Origin of the sequence: Lysinibacillus sp. FN11, from assembly GCF_024628845.1 — a bacterium.
GTDB classification, from domain to species: Bacteria; Bacillota; Bacilli; order Bacillales_A; family Planococcaceae; genus Lysinibacillus; species Lysinibacillus capsici.
Genome location: NZ_CP102383.1, coordinates 4,657,668 through 4,673,607, shown reverse-complemented (window position 1 = coordinate 4,673,607; position 15,940 = coordinate 4,657,668). Strand labels below are relative to the sequence as shown.

The window sequence follows — 15,940 nt, the reverse complement described above, 5'->3', positions numbered from 1 at the left end:
ATGAGACCATAACGCTGAAAACAGTCCTAGGTCTGAAGTTATTGTATAAGAGCAACGCTAAAAGAAGCAGCTGTTTTCTCTTTTACTTCCTCTAAAGAAACACCATCTGCTAATTCTATCAGTTGCATGCCATCTTTCGTAAAATCAAATACAGCCAAATCTGTAATTAATCGATGTACGACACCTTTACCCGTTAGTGGAAGTTCACATTGTTTTTTAATTTTAGATTCACCATTTTTATTTACATGCTCCATGACGACAATCACTCTCTTGGCACCAACGACGAGATCCATTGCGCCACCCATGCCCTTCACCATTTTCCCAGGAATCATCCAGTTAGCAAGGTCTCCTGTTTCAGATACCTCCATACCTCCTAAGATGGCAAGGTCAATATGTCCACCGCGAATCATTGCAAATGATTCTGCACTGTCAAAGAAGGATGCCCCTGGAACTGCCGTAACTGTTTCTTTACCTGCATTGATTAAATCAGGATCTACTGCATCTTCTACTGGATAAGGACCAATACCGAGAAGTCCGTTTTCGGATTGTAAGAGTACGTCATAATCGGCTGGGATCGCATTGGCAACAAGTGTTGGAATACCTATGCCTAAATTGACATTCATACCGTTGGCTATTTCTTTTACTGCACGATTAACAATTTTTTGTCTTGTATCCATCATGCTTCCCCCTTTTTCACCGTTAAACGCTCAATACGTTTCTCGTAATTTTCACCTAATAATACACGTTGTACAAAAACCCCTGGTGTATGAATGTGATCGGGATCTAGCTCGCCTACTTCTACAATTTCCTCCACTTCAGCTATTGTAATTTTCCCTGACATAGCAGCTAATGGATTAAAATTGCGTGATGTTTTTCTATAAACTAAATTTCCTAGCTTATCGGCTTTCCATGCTTTGACCAGAGCAAAGTCAGCAACAATACCTTCTTCCAAAATATATTCTTTGCCATCAAAAACCTTCACTTCTTTTCCTTCAGCAATTGGCGTTCCAACCCCTGTAGCTGTGTAAAAACCAGGAATTCCCGCTCCACCTGCACGCAAACGTTCTGCAAGAGTTCCTTGCGGTGTCAACTCTACTTCTAGCTCACCACTTAAAAATTGTTGTTCAAAAATCTTATTTTCTCCTACATAAGAAGCAACCATTTTTTTTATTTGCTTGTTTGCTAATAGTAGACCCAATCCCCAGTCATCTACACCACAGTTGTTACTGACAACGGTTAAATCCTTTGTTCCCTGTTGCACTAATGCTGCGATTGATTTTTCGGGTATACCACATAGCCCGAAGCCACCTACAGCTAATGTATCTCCATCCTTAATATCCGCAATCGCTTCTTCAAACGAACTCCATACCTTACCATTCCCCATCTCGAAACCTCCCTGAATTGCTCGTTTATTAAGGAAAATTCTACATCATTGCTATTTTACAAGTAAAGGAATTAATTAGAATACTACTTATTCCTATATGGAATAAATCTATTTTCCCCATTCCTATCTATCATTTCAAGTAACTGTTTTAATGCATAAGATTGATATGTATTTTTCTTCGTAATAACCCCTAAACGCCACGGCATTTCAAAATCATCTAATGGAATTATTTTCACATTGGTATTTGTTTGCTTGGCTGCAATGGAATGGGGTAACAATGTAACCCCTAAATTGGAGGATACTAACTCTACAATCAAGTCCCACTGTGAACTTTTATAGCCGATTGTAGGTGTAAAACCAACACTTTCACAGGATTTAATTATATAGTCGTGAAGCGTGAACTCCTCTGCAAAGATAATGAACGTTTCATTTTTTAAATCTTGTAAAGCTATGGATTTCTGGTGTGCATAGGGGTGAGATTCATTCATAAAGACATAAAACTGGTCTTCTATAAAGGATTGAACAGCAAACTTCCTTTCATCTACTGGTAATACAACGATGCCCATATCAACATCACCATTTTCAACTAGCATTTCTACCATTTTTGCACCACGTTCGATAAGTGCTAAATGTACTTCAGGATATAGCTGATGAAATCCCCTAGCGATTTCAGGGAAAAATAATGTTCCAATTAAAGGTGGGATCCCTAACTTGATAGCACCTGTTTTAATATTTAATAAATCGTCTAGCAAAATATGTAGTTCTTGAACAGCATGCATTATTTTTTGTCCTTGATTATAAACAATACTACCTGCATCAGTAAGTTCTACATTACGCGTTGATCTGTTCAACAACTCAACTTGTAATGATTCTTCTAATTTTTTAATACTTTTGCTTAATGAAGGCTGAGATACAAAGGAATCATGTGCAGCCTTTGTAAAACTCCTATGCTCAACAACAGCCATAAAGGCTTTTAAATCTCTTAATTCCATCACTATCTTCTCCATTTATTTGTATTTGTTATAAAAGCAACTACAAGTACTACCCTTCAGCAATAAATTCTCCATTCTTTCTTTTTAATCCTTTGCAATGTGTTGAACTATAAAATTTAGATATTTTCACCCCTGCCATTATACGCATCTTTTCGACTTTTGGAGAGTTTTTTGAGAGTTATATGACCTACAATCAATTATAAATATTGTCATAATTTATCAAAGATTGGAGATGTAACAGATGTTGAAGCAATTGCTTGAAAATCGAATAGTTAATAGGCATTATTTAGGTCTTACATTTCAGCAACATGTTTATGAATTAAAGAACTGTGAGGAAGTTTTAGGAGTGAAAGCAAAATCGCTACATATTGAGAATCGTCATATTGCTGTTGGCTATATTGCTGATGACAGTATTTTCTTTAAAAGTGCTCATTTCGGAAATACCATGGTCACTTTAACAGATGGAATTCATCAAGCAATTATTCAGCTATTTGTACAACATTCTGGTGAAATCTGCATTGAGGTAAAGCCTTATATTAAACATGCCAACATCGTGCCTGTTTATTTTCGCACAATTCTAGCTGATACAGCCATCGCCATTGACCTAAAAGGCGCGTTAAAAAAATTTCTAGTAACTCATCATTATATGATTGAAGCAGATACGATCATGGAAGTTCATTATCAATCCATGCATCCCTATGTGCTCAAGAATTCTTACGCTGGGCATTTTGTTTTAGGGTGTACCCCCGATGGTAGACAGGTAACAGGAGCCGAGGAGTATACATTGGCTAACCGTATAGCTAATTTAAAGTTTTCTCACATTATTATTCAGCAACAAGGCAGACCAAAATTAATTGCTTTAAATATATTATTAACCTTTGTTATTACGAATAAAATTTTTGTTACTAACGAACTTTCTATGTAACTAATCGGATAGAGGATTTTACGATGTTATTTTCATTTATTTCATTGATTGTCATCATACTAGTTGCTTTATTTGTTATAAAATCTTTTTCTATCTATAAAAAGCGTGCAGAAAAGAAAAAATTTTTACAAGAAAGACTTAAAAATCTTCTACTGACAAATATAAGCCAACCTAAATAGAAATTTTTCAAAGAGAGAAACGACCCTATCTTAATAACTACCAACAAAAAATACACCACCTTTATAGTGGTGTATTTTTTAGTGCGCTTTTTCTAATGCTAATTTAATGCCAAACGCAATTAATATTGCACCTGTTAATCCTTCAATTACTGCCTTAGTTGATGGTTTTTTCATAAATGCACTAATTCGATCTAAAAGGTACACGTAGAAGATAAACCATAGCATTGTTAATGCTGTATAAATGAGACCCATTATTAAAAAGGGAAAAAATGTTCCACTATTTCCATCTACAAATTGAGGGAGAAATGTTAGGAAAAATACTGCGACCTTTGGATTTGTCACATTTGTGAGAAACCCTTGTTTAAAGCAGGATTGTTGAGAATATTTGTGTTCTATACTTGCTTCATCTTGTACAACTGGAGATTGTGTTCGAATTGCTCGCAGTGTCCACAAGGTCTTGATTCCTAAATAACATAAATAAACCGCACCAACATATTTTAAAACAGCAAATATATAGGCAGATTTCACAATGATCGCCGAAAGGCCAATAACAGCCGCACAAGTATGAATTAATAAACCGCAACAAGAACCAATGATTGTTTGTAAACCGCCCTTTCTACTTACAGTCAGTGTGTTTTTTGTTGCAATCGCTGTATCAGGGCCAGGTAAAATAATAAGTAAAATGCACATAACTAAGAATACAGATATATTGACCATATTACGCCACCCTTTCTGTCAGAAAATTATAAAAGTAATTGTAACATACGCCAAGACCAACAGAAAGATACGAAATTTTTCCGTTGACATATAACCATAAGGTGTTATATATTCATAACACCTTATGGTTATATTTTATACAGATTCCTCTGCTAGTGGACTTAATAACGTTGAATACCATTACACAGAGGTATCATTCATCAATCAAAAAGGAGTATTGGAACATGACTGAAAAATTACAGGATATTGTCAAAACAATTACATTGAATGCCCCTATCGAAAAAGTTTGGGAGACTGTCGCAACAGCTGACAAAATAGCTTCTTGGTTTATGCCAAATGATTTTCAACCTATCGAAGGGTACGAATTCACTATTCAATCACCGTTCGGCCCATCACCCTGTAAAGTAGAACGTGTAGATGCACCGCACTTTCTACGGTTTGCTTGGGATCAAGATGGCTGGTTCGTAACTTTTGAGTTAAAAGAAGTAGGCAAGCTTACTGAACTTACTTTAACACATGGTGGCTGGAAGGAAGCTTCACATATTATTCCTAAAGTAAACACTGCTACTGAAGCCGTACGTACTAATATGGATAACGGATGGACAATGATTATTAATCATAAATTAAAAGAGGCTGCTGAATTCTAATGACTGAAGCAGCCATAAAGTATGATGTTTTTCAAGCAATCGCTGATCCCACAAGAAGAAGTGTTTTACAGCTCCTTGCAGCAAGCGACAGACCTATTTCCAATATTACTGAGCATTTTACGATTAGTCGAACGGCTGTTGTAAAGCATTTAAAAATATTGGAACAGGCGGAGCTAATCTCTGCTCAAAAAAAAGGTCGTGAAAAAATCTATACGCTGCATAGTGAGCGTTTAAAAGAGATTGAAAATTGGCTCCAATACTTTCATTTATTTTGGGATAATAAATTGGCTCAGCTTCAAAGCATGGTTGAAGATCATTAAAGTAAAAAAGAGCTGTCCCTTTGTCAGACAGCTCCCCATTTAAAAGAGATAAAATAATCCCCCATTAATGACTTCTATTTTAATTTTTGCTTCATATTGCTCCTCTAATGCTTTTCTTTCAATTTCATAACACTCTGGTTTTTCCTCTATATCCTCATAAAAATAATCTAATACACGTTGATCACGTTGCCATCGTTTTTGTGCTTCCGTTGCCCAGAAATGATCATCCTGCTCAATAATTGACTCAATTGTAGCTTTCAATCTTTCCAGTGCTCTGGCAGGCTTAATAATATATTGCACATGAAATACATTTTCTTCAGGTTCTATGTTAAAGTCCGAAGAACAAATCGTTTCATGAAAATCCTCCTTGATGACGCCAGTCAATAAATTAATGCCAAATGAGTAAAGCATTTCTTTTGTACGATCACAGCAATACGAAACTTTAAAGTTAACACCTAACCAGGGCGTTAAAATAACCTGCCCCATATCACGATCCACTTTTTCATACAATTGAACATAGGCTCCTAGTTCCCTTGTAGCTAAAAATATCTGATTTAAACGTGGTGAGCCGTAATGAATAGCTTCCCCAAATAGGTTACCAGCCATTTCGGTTTGATTTGTAATGAAGGTTACTAGCGCTGGGTTTGGTTCACTATTTGTTGCTTCAACATATTGCCAATAAAATGGCCTATTCATAATTCTTTTATCTATGTCTATCGTTAATTGAACGGTTAGATAATGATTCTCTTCTCCTAAGATTTCACAGTCATTCTCCATAAAAAATTCCTTTAAATAGTGGTGAACTTGCTGCGGATACATAGCTGCACCTACCTTATACAGATTCTTTAAAGTTTGTTAAAATAGCATCTAAATCGCCAACCACCTTCTCGAACACATCAATCTTTGTATGAAGCAATTCCAAGATTTTCTCTTCAATTGTATGTTCAATGGCAAGGTTATAAATATGGACATCATGCTCCTGTCCCAAACGATGGACACGACCAATACGTTGCTCTAGCTTCATTGGATTCCAAGGTAAATCATAGTTAATCACATGATGACAAAATTGAAGGTTTATCCCCTCTCCTCCTGCCTCGGTAGCGATGAGCACCTGGGCTCTTTCTTTAAATAGGTGCTTCATATAATCTCGTTTACTTTTATTAAATTTACCATTAAACAGCACGCTTGATATGCCATTAGAATGTAAGTACCATTGCAAATATATTTGCGTAGCACGATATTCTGTAAAAATAATAACCTTGTCATTCGCTTGCTTAACAATTTCCAATGTCTTTTCCGCCTTTGAATTCACTTCCAAGGTCATTAATTTAGTAATAATCGCTTCAATTTCTTGTGGTTGCACATGATCCTCTAGCATATTCGTTAATGTTAAGGCTGTAGCTTCCTTACTACTACACATTTCTTTTTGCAACGTAATTAATGAAAATGACCCTGTGTTTTGAAGGTTGCCAAGCATTTCGTAAACTTCTCTTTCTTCGTTCGTAAATGTAATCGGTACAATTTGAACACGACGATTTGTCCAATCAATCCCCGTATCTTCCCTACGATTTCTGACCATTACCTGATTAACCAACTCTTTTAAATAATCATCATGTTCTAAATCATGCTTGCTAGCAGAGAAAGCCGATTGGAAGGCGTCATAGTTACCTAGATGTCCAGGCTTTAATAAGGAGATTAAATAATACAATTCAAAGATATCATTTTGAATAGGTGTGGCAGTTAATAATAAGCAGAACTTTTTCTTTAAGCCTTGTACAAACTCGTAAATTTGTGTTTTATTATTTTTTAATTTATGTGCCTCATCAATAATTATCATGTCATAATCCTGCTCATAAATGCGCTCTCTATGTGGACTCTTTTTTGCCGTATCCATACTCATAATGAGGACATCATAGCGCTCTATCGGGCAATTTTTTTTATATGCAACGGCAGGAATATGAAATTTTATGTTTAGCTCTTCAATCCACTGATTAATTAAAGAAGCAGGTGCCAAAATTAATGCTCTTTTCACAAGCCCTCTAATAAGGTATTCCTTTAAGATTAAGCCCGCTTCAATTGTTTTACCTAGCCCCACCTCATCAGCTAAAATAGCTTTCCCATTCATACGTTCAATAACTGTTTCGGCTGCTTCTAACTGGTGTTTCAAAGGTTGTAAATTAGGTAAATACTTTGTAGCCTGCAATCCTGTAAAATCAGGAATTAGTTTCATTTTCACAATATCATAGTTCATCTTGTACAATGTCCAGCTATCCCATTTTTCAAGATGATTTAATCGATCGATAAAGCCCTCTTCCCACTCGGACGACCTTTCTATTTTCATGATCATCACCCCATGTCATTTTTTCTAGTTTAGGGTGTCCAAAAAAGGAAAAGCTATGTTCTTTCTAGATGAAAAACACCTAATGAAAGTTATTTTTCATTAGGTATTTGATAATTCATATATTTACGGAAGCGTCTTGGAGATTTTTCAGCAAATTCTTTAATGGATAAATGAGATTTTCTCAGGTATATTTTAGATTTTTGATTAATCACATCCGTGAGATAAGCATTTGACGAACACTCATTTTTTTCTCAAATAAATAGGTTCTTTATAAAAATGTTTCGCGATATCCATGACAATCATATTCTCTGTATAATTTTCTTATATATACTCCATAATCAGCGATATGTTTACTTTTTTATATTGACAGTCCATCAGAAGTATTTCTTCTAAAATATATACATCAAGACAAAAAGAAAGGAACACCAACAATATATTAGTGCTCCTAAAAATGATTATTTTAAACTTTCCTGTAATAGTTTACGATTACGTTGTTTGAAAATGTCATTATGTGAGGAAACAATACCTCCCTCAGAAGCATCAGGTTGAATATACTTCTTCGCACTATTCACTGCATGAAGTGCATCATGAAAGGCTGCTGCAATTAAATGAATTTTACCATCATGGCTCAAAATATCACCAGCAGCATAAAGGCCTGGGATCGATGATTCACTATTAATCGTACCAGCGATAAAATAATCATTTTTGCGCTCAATGGCTAATGGACTATTATCTAACAATTCTTTATCACGCACATACCCATGACTAATAACAACTTCATCAATAGGAATTTCTGTTACAGTCCCTGTTTCATGATTTGTTAAAGCAATAGCTTTAATCATTCCTGCTTGATCATCTGCAATCAGCTTAGTAATTTCAGAATTGAAATGGCATTCGATCAAACTATTTGCAAGCTCTGTAATTTGAGCCTCATGTGCAGACAATGTATCTTTTCGATAAGTTAAATAGACCTTGGATGCCACCTCCGTTAATTCTAATGCCCAGTCTACCGCTGTGTTGCCACCACCAGAAATAATAACTGCCTTATCTTTAAATTTTTCATAGGATTTAATTGTGTAATTTAAATTAGATACTTCAAAGCGTTCAGCCCCCTCAATTTCAATTTTTTGAGGATTTAGAATGCCACCACCAATAGCAACGATAACCGTTTTGGAATAATGAATATTCCCTGACTCTGCTGCAATGACAAAAATGCCATCTTCATTTTTAGTAATGGACAGCACTTTTTCATTTGTATAAATAGAAGGATTAAAGGTTAAGGCTTGCTCAACTAATTGTTTAATTAGTTGTCCCCCTGAAATAGGCGTTACACCTCCAACATCCCAAATCATTTTCTCTGGATAAACATGAATTTTACCGCCTAGCTGTGGTTGTGATTCAATTAGCTTGGTTTTCATTTCACGTAAACCACAATAAAAGCTTGAATATAAACCCGCTGGCCCACCACCAATAATGGTTACATCATACAATTCTTGTTCTAACAATTCCTAACACACCTTTCATTTGGTCATTACTATCTCAACAATTGGACTAACTCTAAACTGCATGACAGCTCAATCGTAAATGTCTAAATGTAAATATTGCTTTGGAAAATCCTCCTTAACTCTATTATACGATAATGATAATCATTATCAAATAAAATTATAACAAATCGTGATATTAATAACAGATGTGGTCACCATTTACTGTTCATTCTAAAAGCAGATTATACGTTTTACTTACTTTTTGATACACTATTGGAAAAAAGATATTAGAGGGCACAATGAAAAGAAAAATTTTTATATTACATGAAATCTATGGAGTTAATCATTTTATTGAAGAACAAATACAAGTATACGGCAATGAGGACACTGCCGTTTCCCTTATTTCACTTTATCCAGCAGGGCTTTCCTTTCCATATGAGCAGGAAAAACAAGCCTATGACTTTTTCTTACAGACAGTTGGCTTTGATGCTCCTCTTGAGTTGCTTTCACAAAAAATATTGGAGGCTTGTGAAAATTACAACGAGGTAATACTAATTGGATATAGTGTAGGTGCAACTTTAGCCTGGAGATTAACTACACTCCCCCTATACCGTGTCATTTGTGTGTATGGCTCACGGATCCGCCAATACCTTGATCACATTCCATCTTGTCCAACTTTGGTTGTTTTACCTAGCCATGAAGATAGCTTTGATGTTCAATCATTGAAGGATACACTTGCAAGCATACCGAATGTTCAGATCAAACAATATCAAGGCTTACATGGCTTTATGGATGCCTCTAACGCAAATTATTGTCAAATGAGTCACTCACAAGCACACACTGATATCAAATACTTTTTACAAACTAGCAAAATTCAGGAGGAATGAACATGGAACAAAATATTGATATTCAGGTTGATCCATATATTGAAGCAGGCAATGTTATTTATCCAAGCTTCCATCTTTCTCTACAATCTGGCATGATTATAGGCATCTATACAGATGTTTCCAAAATACATACATTAATGCAATGGTTTATGAAACGAGATGATACTTATACTTCTTTTCGTGAAAGCGCATTATATGAGCGACTAACAGCTCGCGAATATATCCAATTCATTTTAAAGCTTTTTAACCGCCCAGCTAATGAAACAGAGAATATATTGAAGCTTTTTAAGCTTACTGAACAAAATAATAATAGAATTAGTAAGCTTTCTAATAGCGAAAAACAGCGATTAAAGCTATTGAATATGTACCTACATCCGACATCTATTCAAATTATAGAGGAACCCTTTCAAAATATAGATGAATTTTCGAAGCAAACTATCCAACAATTATTAAAAAATCTCTCAAAAGAGCGTAAAATTATTATTTTATTATCAAATAATCTCGAAGATTTAATGGTTTCAAGTACCACTATATATCGATTAGATGGGGCAGCCTTACATGCTTTAGATGTAAAAGAGGGTAGCCTTGAACAAGCTCCAAGGCCTCTTGAAAATGCACCAATTCGACTAGATAAAATCCCAACAAAGAAAAATGATAAAATTATTTTATTTAATCCACCAGAAATAGATTATATCGAAAGCGTAGAAGGAGAAGTGTCCATTTATGTAGCTGGTGAAGCCTATCCATGTACTCTATCACTAAACGAGCTGGAGCAAAAATTGACACCATTCGGCTTTTTTAGAAGTCACCGTTCTTATATTGTTAATCTACAAAAGGTTCGAGAGATTATTACTTGGACACGCAATAGCTATAGCTTAGCACTCAACAGTACAGAAAAGACAGTTGTTCCATTGTCGAAAAATAAACTTGCAACCTTAAAGGAAATACTCGGAATTTAGTAGATTTCCCAGGAAATAAACGACTCCTGTCACCTTCAATATTGTTCTTCTCATGCTTTTTTTTCTGCCATTCACCCAATTTTTACTGTACCCCTTTTACTTGTTGTTTATAGTGTAGACATCAACAACAAACAGGAGGTTTACACATGAATGCAGTGATTGAAGTACAAAACTTAAAAAAAACATTTAATAATGAAACAGCATTACAAGATGTTTCTTTTACCATTAAAAAAGGGGAAATATTCGGCTTTCTAGGGCCAAGTGGTTCTGGTAAAACAACTACTATTAAAATATTAACAGCACAAACTGATAAATCGGAAGGCAAGGTTCTGTTATTTGGACAACCAGCATCTATAATGAAGCAAAGTCAAAACCGTAAACGTTTTGGAATTTTAACAGATAATAGCGGCTTGTATACAAGACTATCTATTGAAGAGAATTTATTACTTTATAGTAATTTATATCAACTATCTCATTCTGCTGTAAAAGAAGCTTTAGAATTTGTAAATTTATATGCAGAACGTAAAAAGAAGATCAGTCAGCTTTCCAAAGGAATGATTCAACGTGTTACACTTGCACGTGCCATTATGCACAAGCCCGAACTGTTATTTTTAGATGAGCCTACTTCTGCTTTGGACCCTGTGAATACGCAGCATATTTATAATGGCTTACGAAGATTAAATGACTTGGGTACGACGATATTTTTAACTACTCATGATATGAGCGAAGCAGAGATACTTTGTGACCGTGTAGCATTCCTTCATAGGGGGAAAATCCGAGCAATAGGTGCACCAAAGGACTTAAAAAAGGAATTTGGTACTGATTCCATAACGGTTGAACTCAAAAATGGTATGCAAGAAATTATACAAAATGGTGCACAAGATGCAGAGAAGCTGTATCAATGGATGCATTCCAATGAAGTGACAAGAATTAATACAAATGAGCCAACATTGGGTGATATTTTTATGCAAATAACAGGGAGTGATTTAGTATGAACATTTCAATGACACGCATTCAAGCTATATTAGTGAAAGATTATAAAGAATTTTCTCGTAACTATGCCGTATCAACAATGATACTTCTACCACTAATTTTGGCATTTTTATACAACAAATCAGGAGCAGCTACTATCGATGCTTATTTCCTACCCATTAATATAACGTTTTCTATGGTAACAACTTATATACAATGCTGTTTAATCGCAGAGGAAAAAGAAAAGAATACATTACGCAGCCTTATGCTTTCCCCTGCTTCACTTGGAGATATTCTAATTGGCAAAAGTTTATTTGTTCTCATCGTGACCGTTGTTGTACTCGCACTTTCTATCTTTCTTGTTGGGTACACACCTGCCAATCTTGTTATCTTATCTATAGCCTTATTATTATCTACTGTATTTTATATTGCACTTGGAACAATATGTGGACTATTTGCCAAGTCTATTATGGAAGGCTCAATTATCGTTTTACCTGTTATCTTTATTTTCTCCTTCGGTCCACTTGCACTGACTTTAGCATCTACCTACCCTTTTCTAAAAATTGCAGAGTGGCTACCAAGCTCTCAATTATTACTTTTAGCAGAAGCATTAGAAGGAAAGTACTCCATGACAGATATGATCATTCCTATGGTGACGATTATAGCTTGGTCTCTTATTTCTTGGTTTTTAGCAGCAATTTTCTATAAAAAAAGAATGGTCGATTAAAGACCATTCTTTTCTTCAGATAATAATTCTTTCTCTCGATTTTCAATTTCTTCTAGCGTATCTGCATACCATACACCAACAAATCTTGAAGGGACGGAATCCTTGAAATAATCACCATCATAGAAAGATAAAGGAAATAACATCCCCTGCTCTATATATTTCTTAATTGTTTGATAGAAGTGATCATTCTGTTGTGGGCTTTGTGATGAATAGGAGCTAAATTTATTGATGGGCTTTCCTAAAGCATCATGAAACATCAGCATAGAGGTTGAACCATTTTGGCGGAAATTTAAGTCTATCGCTTGAACATCACCAGCTTCCGTGACAATCAAATCAAAGCCTGCCACACCGACAAAGCCTTCCTCAACGCCACGTTCCATAATATGCTTTCCTACTTCAATTACTTTTTCGGGTACTTTATCTACAATGATATTCCCTTCGTAAATCCCTTTATCATCCGTAATTTGCTGGGAAGCTCCTAAGTATTGAATACCTAGCTCCTCTGAGTAAACAAATTGACAGCTATAGTTGTCCTTTGTCTGTAAAAGCTCTTCAATAATTATACTTTCAGTTCCAGTCATGCGAAATTGTCGTAAACCCTCCGTCAACTCATCTTTATTATGACAAATGGTAACGCCATATCCTCCCGAAGTTGGCGAATCATCACCAGGCTTTAATACTACAGGGGGCTGCCAATTTTTAATGGCATCTGAAAGTCTATACGTCTCCACATTTAGACGACTTGGTACATATTTGCTATCAATTAAATGATCAATATAAGCTTTTGTATTCAACTCATTAAATTTCTCCGCATCCATCCAATAACATTGACGATCCATATGCTCCAGGTCATGTATATATTGACATACAATGGTTTTCCCCTCCTTACACCAAGTTTGGATCTGTGCCAGATATTCCTCTTGAGTCTCATAACTATAAGGCTGTTCGACCCATGGTAATCCTGCTAATTGATGAAGCTCTTGCGCCTTTTCTGTTTGTGTTGCTCGATGTACTAGCACGGGGATATCAGCAATAGCAACTTCTCTTGAGGTTAAAGCATCTAGCTTATGAGGATCATCCATCATCCACGGATTATCACTATACGGTGTTCTTGGTGTATACACAGCATTATCACCATAAATTTGTCTTAACGTGTATTTAGGTTTCAAGTAGATTACCCTCTTTCAATTTTTCGGTACTCTACTCTACCCTCCCCTTTATTTTTTGACACTTTTTATAAGAAAAAAAGGTTTTATGGATTATATAAATCCCTTTTTATACCTACAACTATCCTAATTGAACTAATAGCCTTTCTAAATGCTTTTTCACCTGTGGCCATTCTTCTTTTGTGATGCTATACATAACAGTATGCCTAGTTGTCCCATCCTTGCGAATCATATGGTTACGCAATATTCCCTCTTTTGTAGCACCAATTCGCTCAATTGCCTTTTGAGAACGGATATTATCATGATCTGTTTTTATTTGTACACGTTGTAAATGAAGATGTTCAAAAGAGAATCGAAATAGCAAGTACTTACAATTAGTATTAATAGCTGTACGCCAGTATGCGGGTGTTAGCCATGTATAGCCAATTTCTAATCGCTGATGCCTGTCATCAATATCCATAAAACGTGTAGACCCGATAATGTCCCCTGATTGTTTATCCACAATCACAAATGGAAATTCTGTTTTTTCGTTTTTTGCCTTTAATGCGTTTTCCACAAATTTATTCACATCCTCCTTTTTTTCTATCGTTGTGGACATATGTGACCAAATTTCTGGATAACTTCCTGTCTCTAAAATCCCAGGTAAATCGCTTAATTCTAAAGGTTTTAGTTTAACCACTTCATTTTCTAATGTTATAAATTCCATTACACTTCACTCCTTTTTACTTATTTAAAGGTAAAATTGATATGATATATATAACCAATTACTAAAAAATGAACCATACCAGAGGAGGAGGCAATTATGTGGAGCTTTCCATTATATTTACAGGCAATCTAGCGAAATACATTGAAATCTATGAACAAATAAAGCATGCTATTATCACTAAAAAATTACTTGCTCATGAACAACTGCCTTCTAAGCGAGCTCTCGCCCTAACATTAAATGTGAGTGTACACACCATAAAGGAAGCCTATGAGCAGTTACTTGCAGAAGGCTATATTTATAGTAAAGAGCGTTCTGGTTATTTTATTGCGCCCTTTGAATTTGATTGGCTAGAGCAAATACCCCAGCATGTATCTGTTCCAAGTATCAATATCCCTAACAATATACAATTTGATTTTACAAATGGACATGTGGACAACGAGGCTTTTCCCTATGCTGCTTGGCACAAGCTTATAAAAAAGCATTTTAATAGTTACAACTTATCAACAAGCCCTTGGGAGGGAGAGACATCTTTACGCACAGAGATTGCCCGCTATGTAGGGCGTTCTCGTGGGGTTAGTTGTGATGCTTCACAAGTATTTATTTATAGTGGTACACAAAGTCAGCTTCAGGCTCTTTGTCATTTTCTTGGGTCTGCGACACGCGTTGGATTAGAGGAGCCAGGATTTAAAAGAGTGCGTGCCGTTTTACAGCAATGTGGATTATCCACAGAGGCGATTCCTGTGGACTATTCAGGGGTTACACTCCCTTCAACACCGATTCACATGTTATACACAACACCAGCTCATCAATTTCCATTAGGCATGATTATGACCATAGAAAGAAGAGTGGCATTGTTACAATGGGCTAACTCGAACGCGGGTCTTATTATTGAAGATGATTATGATTCTGAATTTCGTTATAAGGGGCTACCAATCCCGTCTTTAGCAAAAATGGATCAGCTTCAGCGTGTCATTTATTTCGGAACATTTTCGAAAACATTGCTTCCATCATTACGCATTAGTTATATGATCCTTCCAAAGTCTCTAGTAGTGCCGTTTATGACTTTTCATTCTGAGCAAAAATCGGTTGTCTCCAAAGTAGATCAGCTTGTCTTAGCAGACTTTCTTGCACAAGGTCTATTCGATAAGCATTTGGCAAAAATGCGAACAATCTATCGTAAAAAGCTGCAAGCATTATTGACTGCCATCTCTACAAATTTTTCAAATGAATTTCAAGTAATCGGTGAAAAATCTGGACTTCATATAGTCATCAAACTACCACAACATCTTACCGAGAGTAGAGCGATCCAGCTTGCTCAAGAGGTAGGGATTCAAGTCTATCCATGCTCTACCTCCTATCAGAATGGAACAAAAGAAACAATGATCATTATAGGGTATGGTGGACTGACACTTCAGCAAATAAATGAAGGAATTGAACTCCTTGCGTCCGTTTGGCAATAGCATGTGATTCATTAGTTTGTCGAAATCTCATTTAAATAAAGCGAAACTTTATATAGTTTTTTACGTATTTAAAG

17 protein-coding genes are annotated in these 15,940 nt (G+C 35.6%); 8 read left to right on the top strand and 9 right to left on the bottom strand.

What is annotated here, in order from left to right:
- Positions 1-38: 38 nt before the first annotated feature.
- The 3 genes from NP781_RS24395 to NP781_RS24385 form a co-directional block, all read right to left on the bottom strand.
- On the bottom strand, positions 39-680 hold the full coding sequence (locus tag NP781_RS24395) for a 3-oxoacid CoA-transferase subunit B (RefSeq protein ID WP_274771321.1): 642 nt from the start codon (positions 678-680) through the stop codon (positions 39-41).
- The gene (locus tag NP781_RS24390) at positions 677-1,384 is read right to left on the bottom strand and encodes a CoA transferase subunit A (protein ID WP_004229828.1); all 708 of its coding nucleotides are present in this window, start codon (positions 1,382-1,384) and stop codon (positions 677-679) included. The genes NP781_RS24395 and NP781_RS24390 overlap by 4 nt, the downstream gene beginning before the upstream one ends.
- A gap of 83 nt (positions 1,385-1,467) precedes the next feature.
- Positions 1,468-2,376: a LysR family transcriptional regulator gene (locus NP781_RS24385; RefSeq protein ID WP_221679024.1), complete on the bottom strand. Its 909-nt coding sequence runs from the start codon at positions 2,374-2,376 to the stop codon at positions 1,468-1,470.
- A 241-nt stretch (positions 2,377-2,617) separates the two neighbouring features.
- Between NP781_RS24385 and NP781_RS24380 the strand changes: the two genes are divergently transcribed.
- The gene (locus NP781_RS24380; protein WP_004229831.1) at positions 2,618-3,301 is read left to right on the top strand and encodes a hypothetical protein; all 684 of its coding nucleotides are present in this window, start codon (positions 2,618-2,620) and stop codon (positions 3,299-3,301) included.
- A gap of 257 nt (positions 3,302-3,558) precedes the next feature.
- On the opposite strand, the gene NP781_RS24375 is transcribed toward NP781_RS24380, so the two are convergent.
- Complete coding sequence (locus NP781_RS24375; protein WP_221679023.1) at positions 3,559-4,197, bottom strand: LysE family translocator; 639 nt, start codon at positions 4,195-4,197, stop codon at positions 3,559-3,561.
- Between the two features lie 224 nt (positions 4,198-4,421).
- Between NP781_RS24375 and NP781_RS24370 the strand changes: the two genes are divergently transcribed.
- Together NP781_RS24370 and NP781_RS24365 are read left to right on the top strand one after the other, a co-directional pair.
- Positions 4,422-4,844, top strand: a complete 423-nt coding sequence (locus tag NP781_RS24370; RefSeq protein WP_221679021.1) for an SRPBCC family protein — start codon at positions 4,422-4,424, stop codon at positions 4,842-4,844.
- Complete coding sequence (locus NP781_RS24365) at positions 4,844-5,164, top strand: ArsR/SmtB family transcription factor (protein ID WP_257521025.1); 321 nt, start codon at positions 4,844-4,846, stop codon at positions 5,162-5,164. The genes NP781_RS24370 and NP781_RS24365 overlap by 1 nt, the downstream gene beginning before the upstream one ends.
- Positions 5,165-5,203: 39 nt before the next feature.
- Here the strand turns inward: NP781_RS24365 and NP781_RS24360 are convergent, their stop codons facing one another.
- The 3 genes from NP781_RS24360 to NP781_RS24350 form a co-directional block, all read right to left on the bottom strand.
- Positions 5,204-5,983 (bottom strand): YqhG family protein, encoded by a 780-nt coding sequence (locus NP781_RS24360; protein ID WP_257521024.1) that lies wholly within the window; start codon positions 5,981-5,983, stop codon positions 5,204-5,206.
- Between the two features lie 13 nt (positions 5,984-5,996).
- Positions 5,997-7,511, bottom strand: a complete 1,515-nt coding sequence (locus NP781_RS24355; RefSeq protein ID WP_255600290.1) for a DEAD/DEAH box helicase — start codon at positions 7,509-7,511, stop codon at positions 5,997-5,999.
- A gap of 449 nt (positions 7,512-7,960) precedes the next feature.
- Complete coding sequence (locus NP781_RS24350) at positions 7,961-9,010, bottom strand: NAD(P)/FAD-dependent oxidoreductase (protein WP_221679013.1); 1,050 nt, start codon at positions 9,008-9,010, stop codon at positions 7,961-7,963.
- Positions 9,011-9,288: 278 nt separating this feature from the next.
- Between NP781_RS24350 and NP781_RS24345 the strand changes: the two genes are divergently transcribed.
- The 4 genes from NP781_RS24345 to NP781_RS24330 all read left to right on the top strand — a co-directional run bounded on the left by NP781_RS24345 (position 9,289) and on the right by NP781_RS24330 (position 12,534).
- Positions 9,289-9,876: a dienelactone hydrolase family protein gene (locus tag NP781_RS24345; RefSeq protein WP_221679010.1), complete on the top strand. Its 588-nt coding sequence runs from the start codon at positions 9,289-9,291 to the stop codon at positions 9,874-9,876.
- A 2-nt stretch (positions 9,877-9,878) separates the two neighbouring features.
- A complete protein-coding gene (locus NP781_RS24340; protein ID WP_257521023.1) occupies positions 9,879-10,835 on the top strand; it encodes a LytTR family transcriptional regulator DNA-binding domain-containing protein in 957 nt (318 codons plus the stop codon).
- A gap of 146 nt (positions 10,836-10,981) precedes the next feature.
- Positions 10,982-11,830 (top strand): ABC transporter ATP-binding protein, encoded by an 849-nt coding sequence (locus tag NP781_RS24335; RefSeq protein WP_221679006.1) that lies wholly within the window; start codon positions 10,982-10,984, stop codon positions 11,828-11,830.
- Positions 11,827-12,534: an ABC transporter permease gene (locus tag NP781_RS24330; protein ID WP_221679004.1), complete on the top strand. Its 708-nt coding sequence runs from the start codon at positions 11,827-11,829 to the stop codon at positions 12,532-12,534. The genes NP781_RS24335 and NP781_RS24330 overlap by 4 nt, the downstream gene beginning before the upstream one ends.
- On the opposite strand, the gene NP781_RS24325 is transcribed toward NP781_RS24330, so the two are convergent.
- Both NP781_RS24325 and NP781_RS24320 read right to left on the bottom strand, forming a co-directional pair.
- Positions 12,531-13,703 (bottom strand): L-aspartate--L-methionine ligase LdmS, encoded by a 1,173-nt coding sequence (locus NP781_RS24325; protein ID WP_257521022.1) that lies wholly within the window; start codon positions 13,701-13,703, stop codon positions 12,531-12,533. The genes NP781_RS24330 and NP781_RS24325 overlap by 4 nt on opposite strands.
- Positions 13,704-13,821: 118 nt before the next feature.
- Positions 13,822-14,406 carry a GNAT family N-acetyltransferase gene (locus tag NP781_RS24320; RefSeq protein ID WP_257521021.1) on the bottom strand — a complete coding sequence of 195 codons (585 nt, stop codon included), beginning with the start codon at positions 14,404-14,406 and terminating at the stop codon, positions 13,822-13,824.
- 98 nt (positions 14,407-14,504) lie between these two features.
- Here NP781_RS24320 and NP781_RS24315 point away from each other — a divergent pair, with 98 nt between their 5' ends.
- Positions 14,505-15,866, top strand: a complete 1,362-nt coding sequence (locus tag NP781_RS24315) for a MocR-like pyridoxine biosynthesis transcription factor PdxR (RefSeq protein ID WP_257521020.1) — start codon at positions 14,505-14,507, stop codon at positions 15,864-15,866.
- The last annotated feature ends 74 nt before the right edge of the window (positions 15,867-15,940 follow it).

Bases quoted from the DNA above. Each gene is read 5' to 3' on its own strand.
- NP781_RS24345 (WP_221679010.1), top strand. From the start codon at position 9,289: ATGAAAAGAAAAATTTTTATATTACATGAAATCTATGGAGTTAATCAT.
- NP781_RS24355 (WP_255600290.1), bottom strand. From the start codon at position 7,511: ATGATCATGAAAATAGAAAGGTCGTCCGAGTGGGAAGAGGGCTTTATC.
- NP781_RS24360 (WP_257521024.1), bottom strand. From the start codon at position 5,983: ATGTATCCGCAGCAAGTTCACCACTATTTAAAGGAATTTTTTATGGAG.
- NP781_RS24320 (WP_257521021.1), bottom strand. From the start codon at position 14,406: ATGGAATTTATAACATTAGAAAATGAAGTGGTTAAACTAAAACCTTTA.
- NP781_RS24330 (WP_221679004.1), top strand. From the start codon at position 11,827: ATGAACATTTCAATGACACGCATTCAAGCTATATTAGTGAAAGATTAT.
- NP781_RS24340 (WP_257521023.1), top strand. From the start codon at position 9,879: ATGGAACAAAATATTGATATTCAGGTTGATCCATATATTGAAGCAGGC.
- NP781_RS24390 (WP_004229828.1), bottom strand. From the start codon at position 1,384: ATGGGGAATGGTAAGGTATGGAGTTCGTTTGAAGAAGCGATTGCGGAT.
- NP781_RS24370 (WP_221679021.1), top strand. From the start codon at position 4,422: ATGACTGAAAAATTACAGGATATTGTCAAAACAATTACATTGAATGCC.
- NP781_RS24395 (WP_274771321.1), bottom strand. From the start codon at position 680: ATGATGGATACAAGACAAAAAATTGTTAATCGTGCAGTAAAAGAAATA.
- NP781_RS24365 (WP_257521025.1), top strand. From the start codon at position 4,844: ATGACTGAAGCAGCCATAAAGTATGATGTTTTTCAAGCAATCGCTGAT.
- NP781_RS24335 (WP_221679006.1), top strand. From the start codon at position 10,982: ATGAATGCAGTGATTGAAGTACAAAACTTAAAAAAAACATTTAATAAT.
- NP781_RS24385 (WP_221679024.1), bottom strand. From the start codon at position 2,376: ATGGAATTAAGAGATTTAAAAGCCTTTATGGCTGTTGTTGAGCATAGG.
- NP781_RS24380 (WP_004229831.1), top strand. From the start codon at position 2,618: ATGTTGAAGCAATTGCTTGAAAATCGAATAGTTAATAGGCATTATTTA.
- NP781_RS24375 (WP_221679023.1), bottom strand. From the start codon at position 4,197: ATGGTCAATATATCTGTATTCTTAGTTATGTGCATTTTACTTATTATT.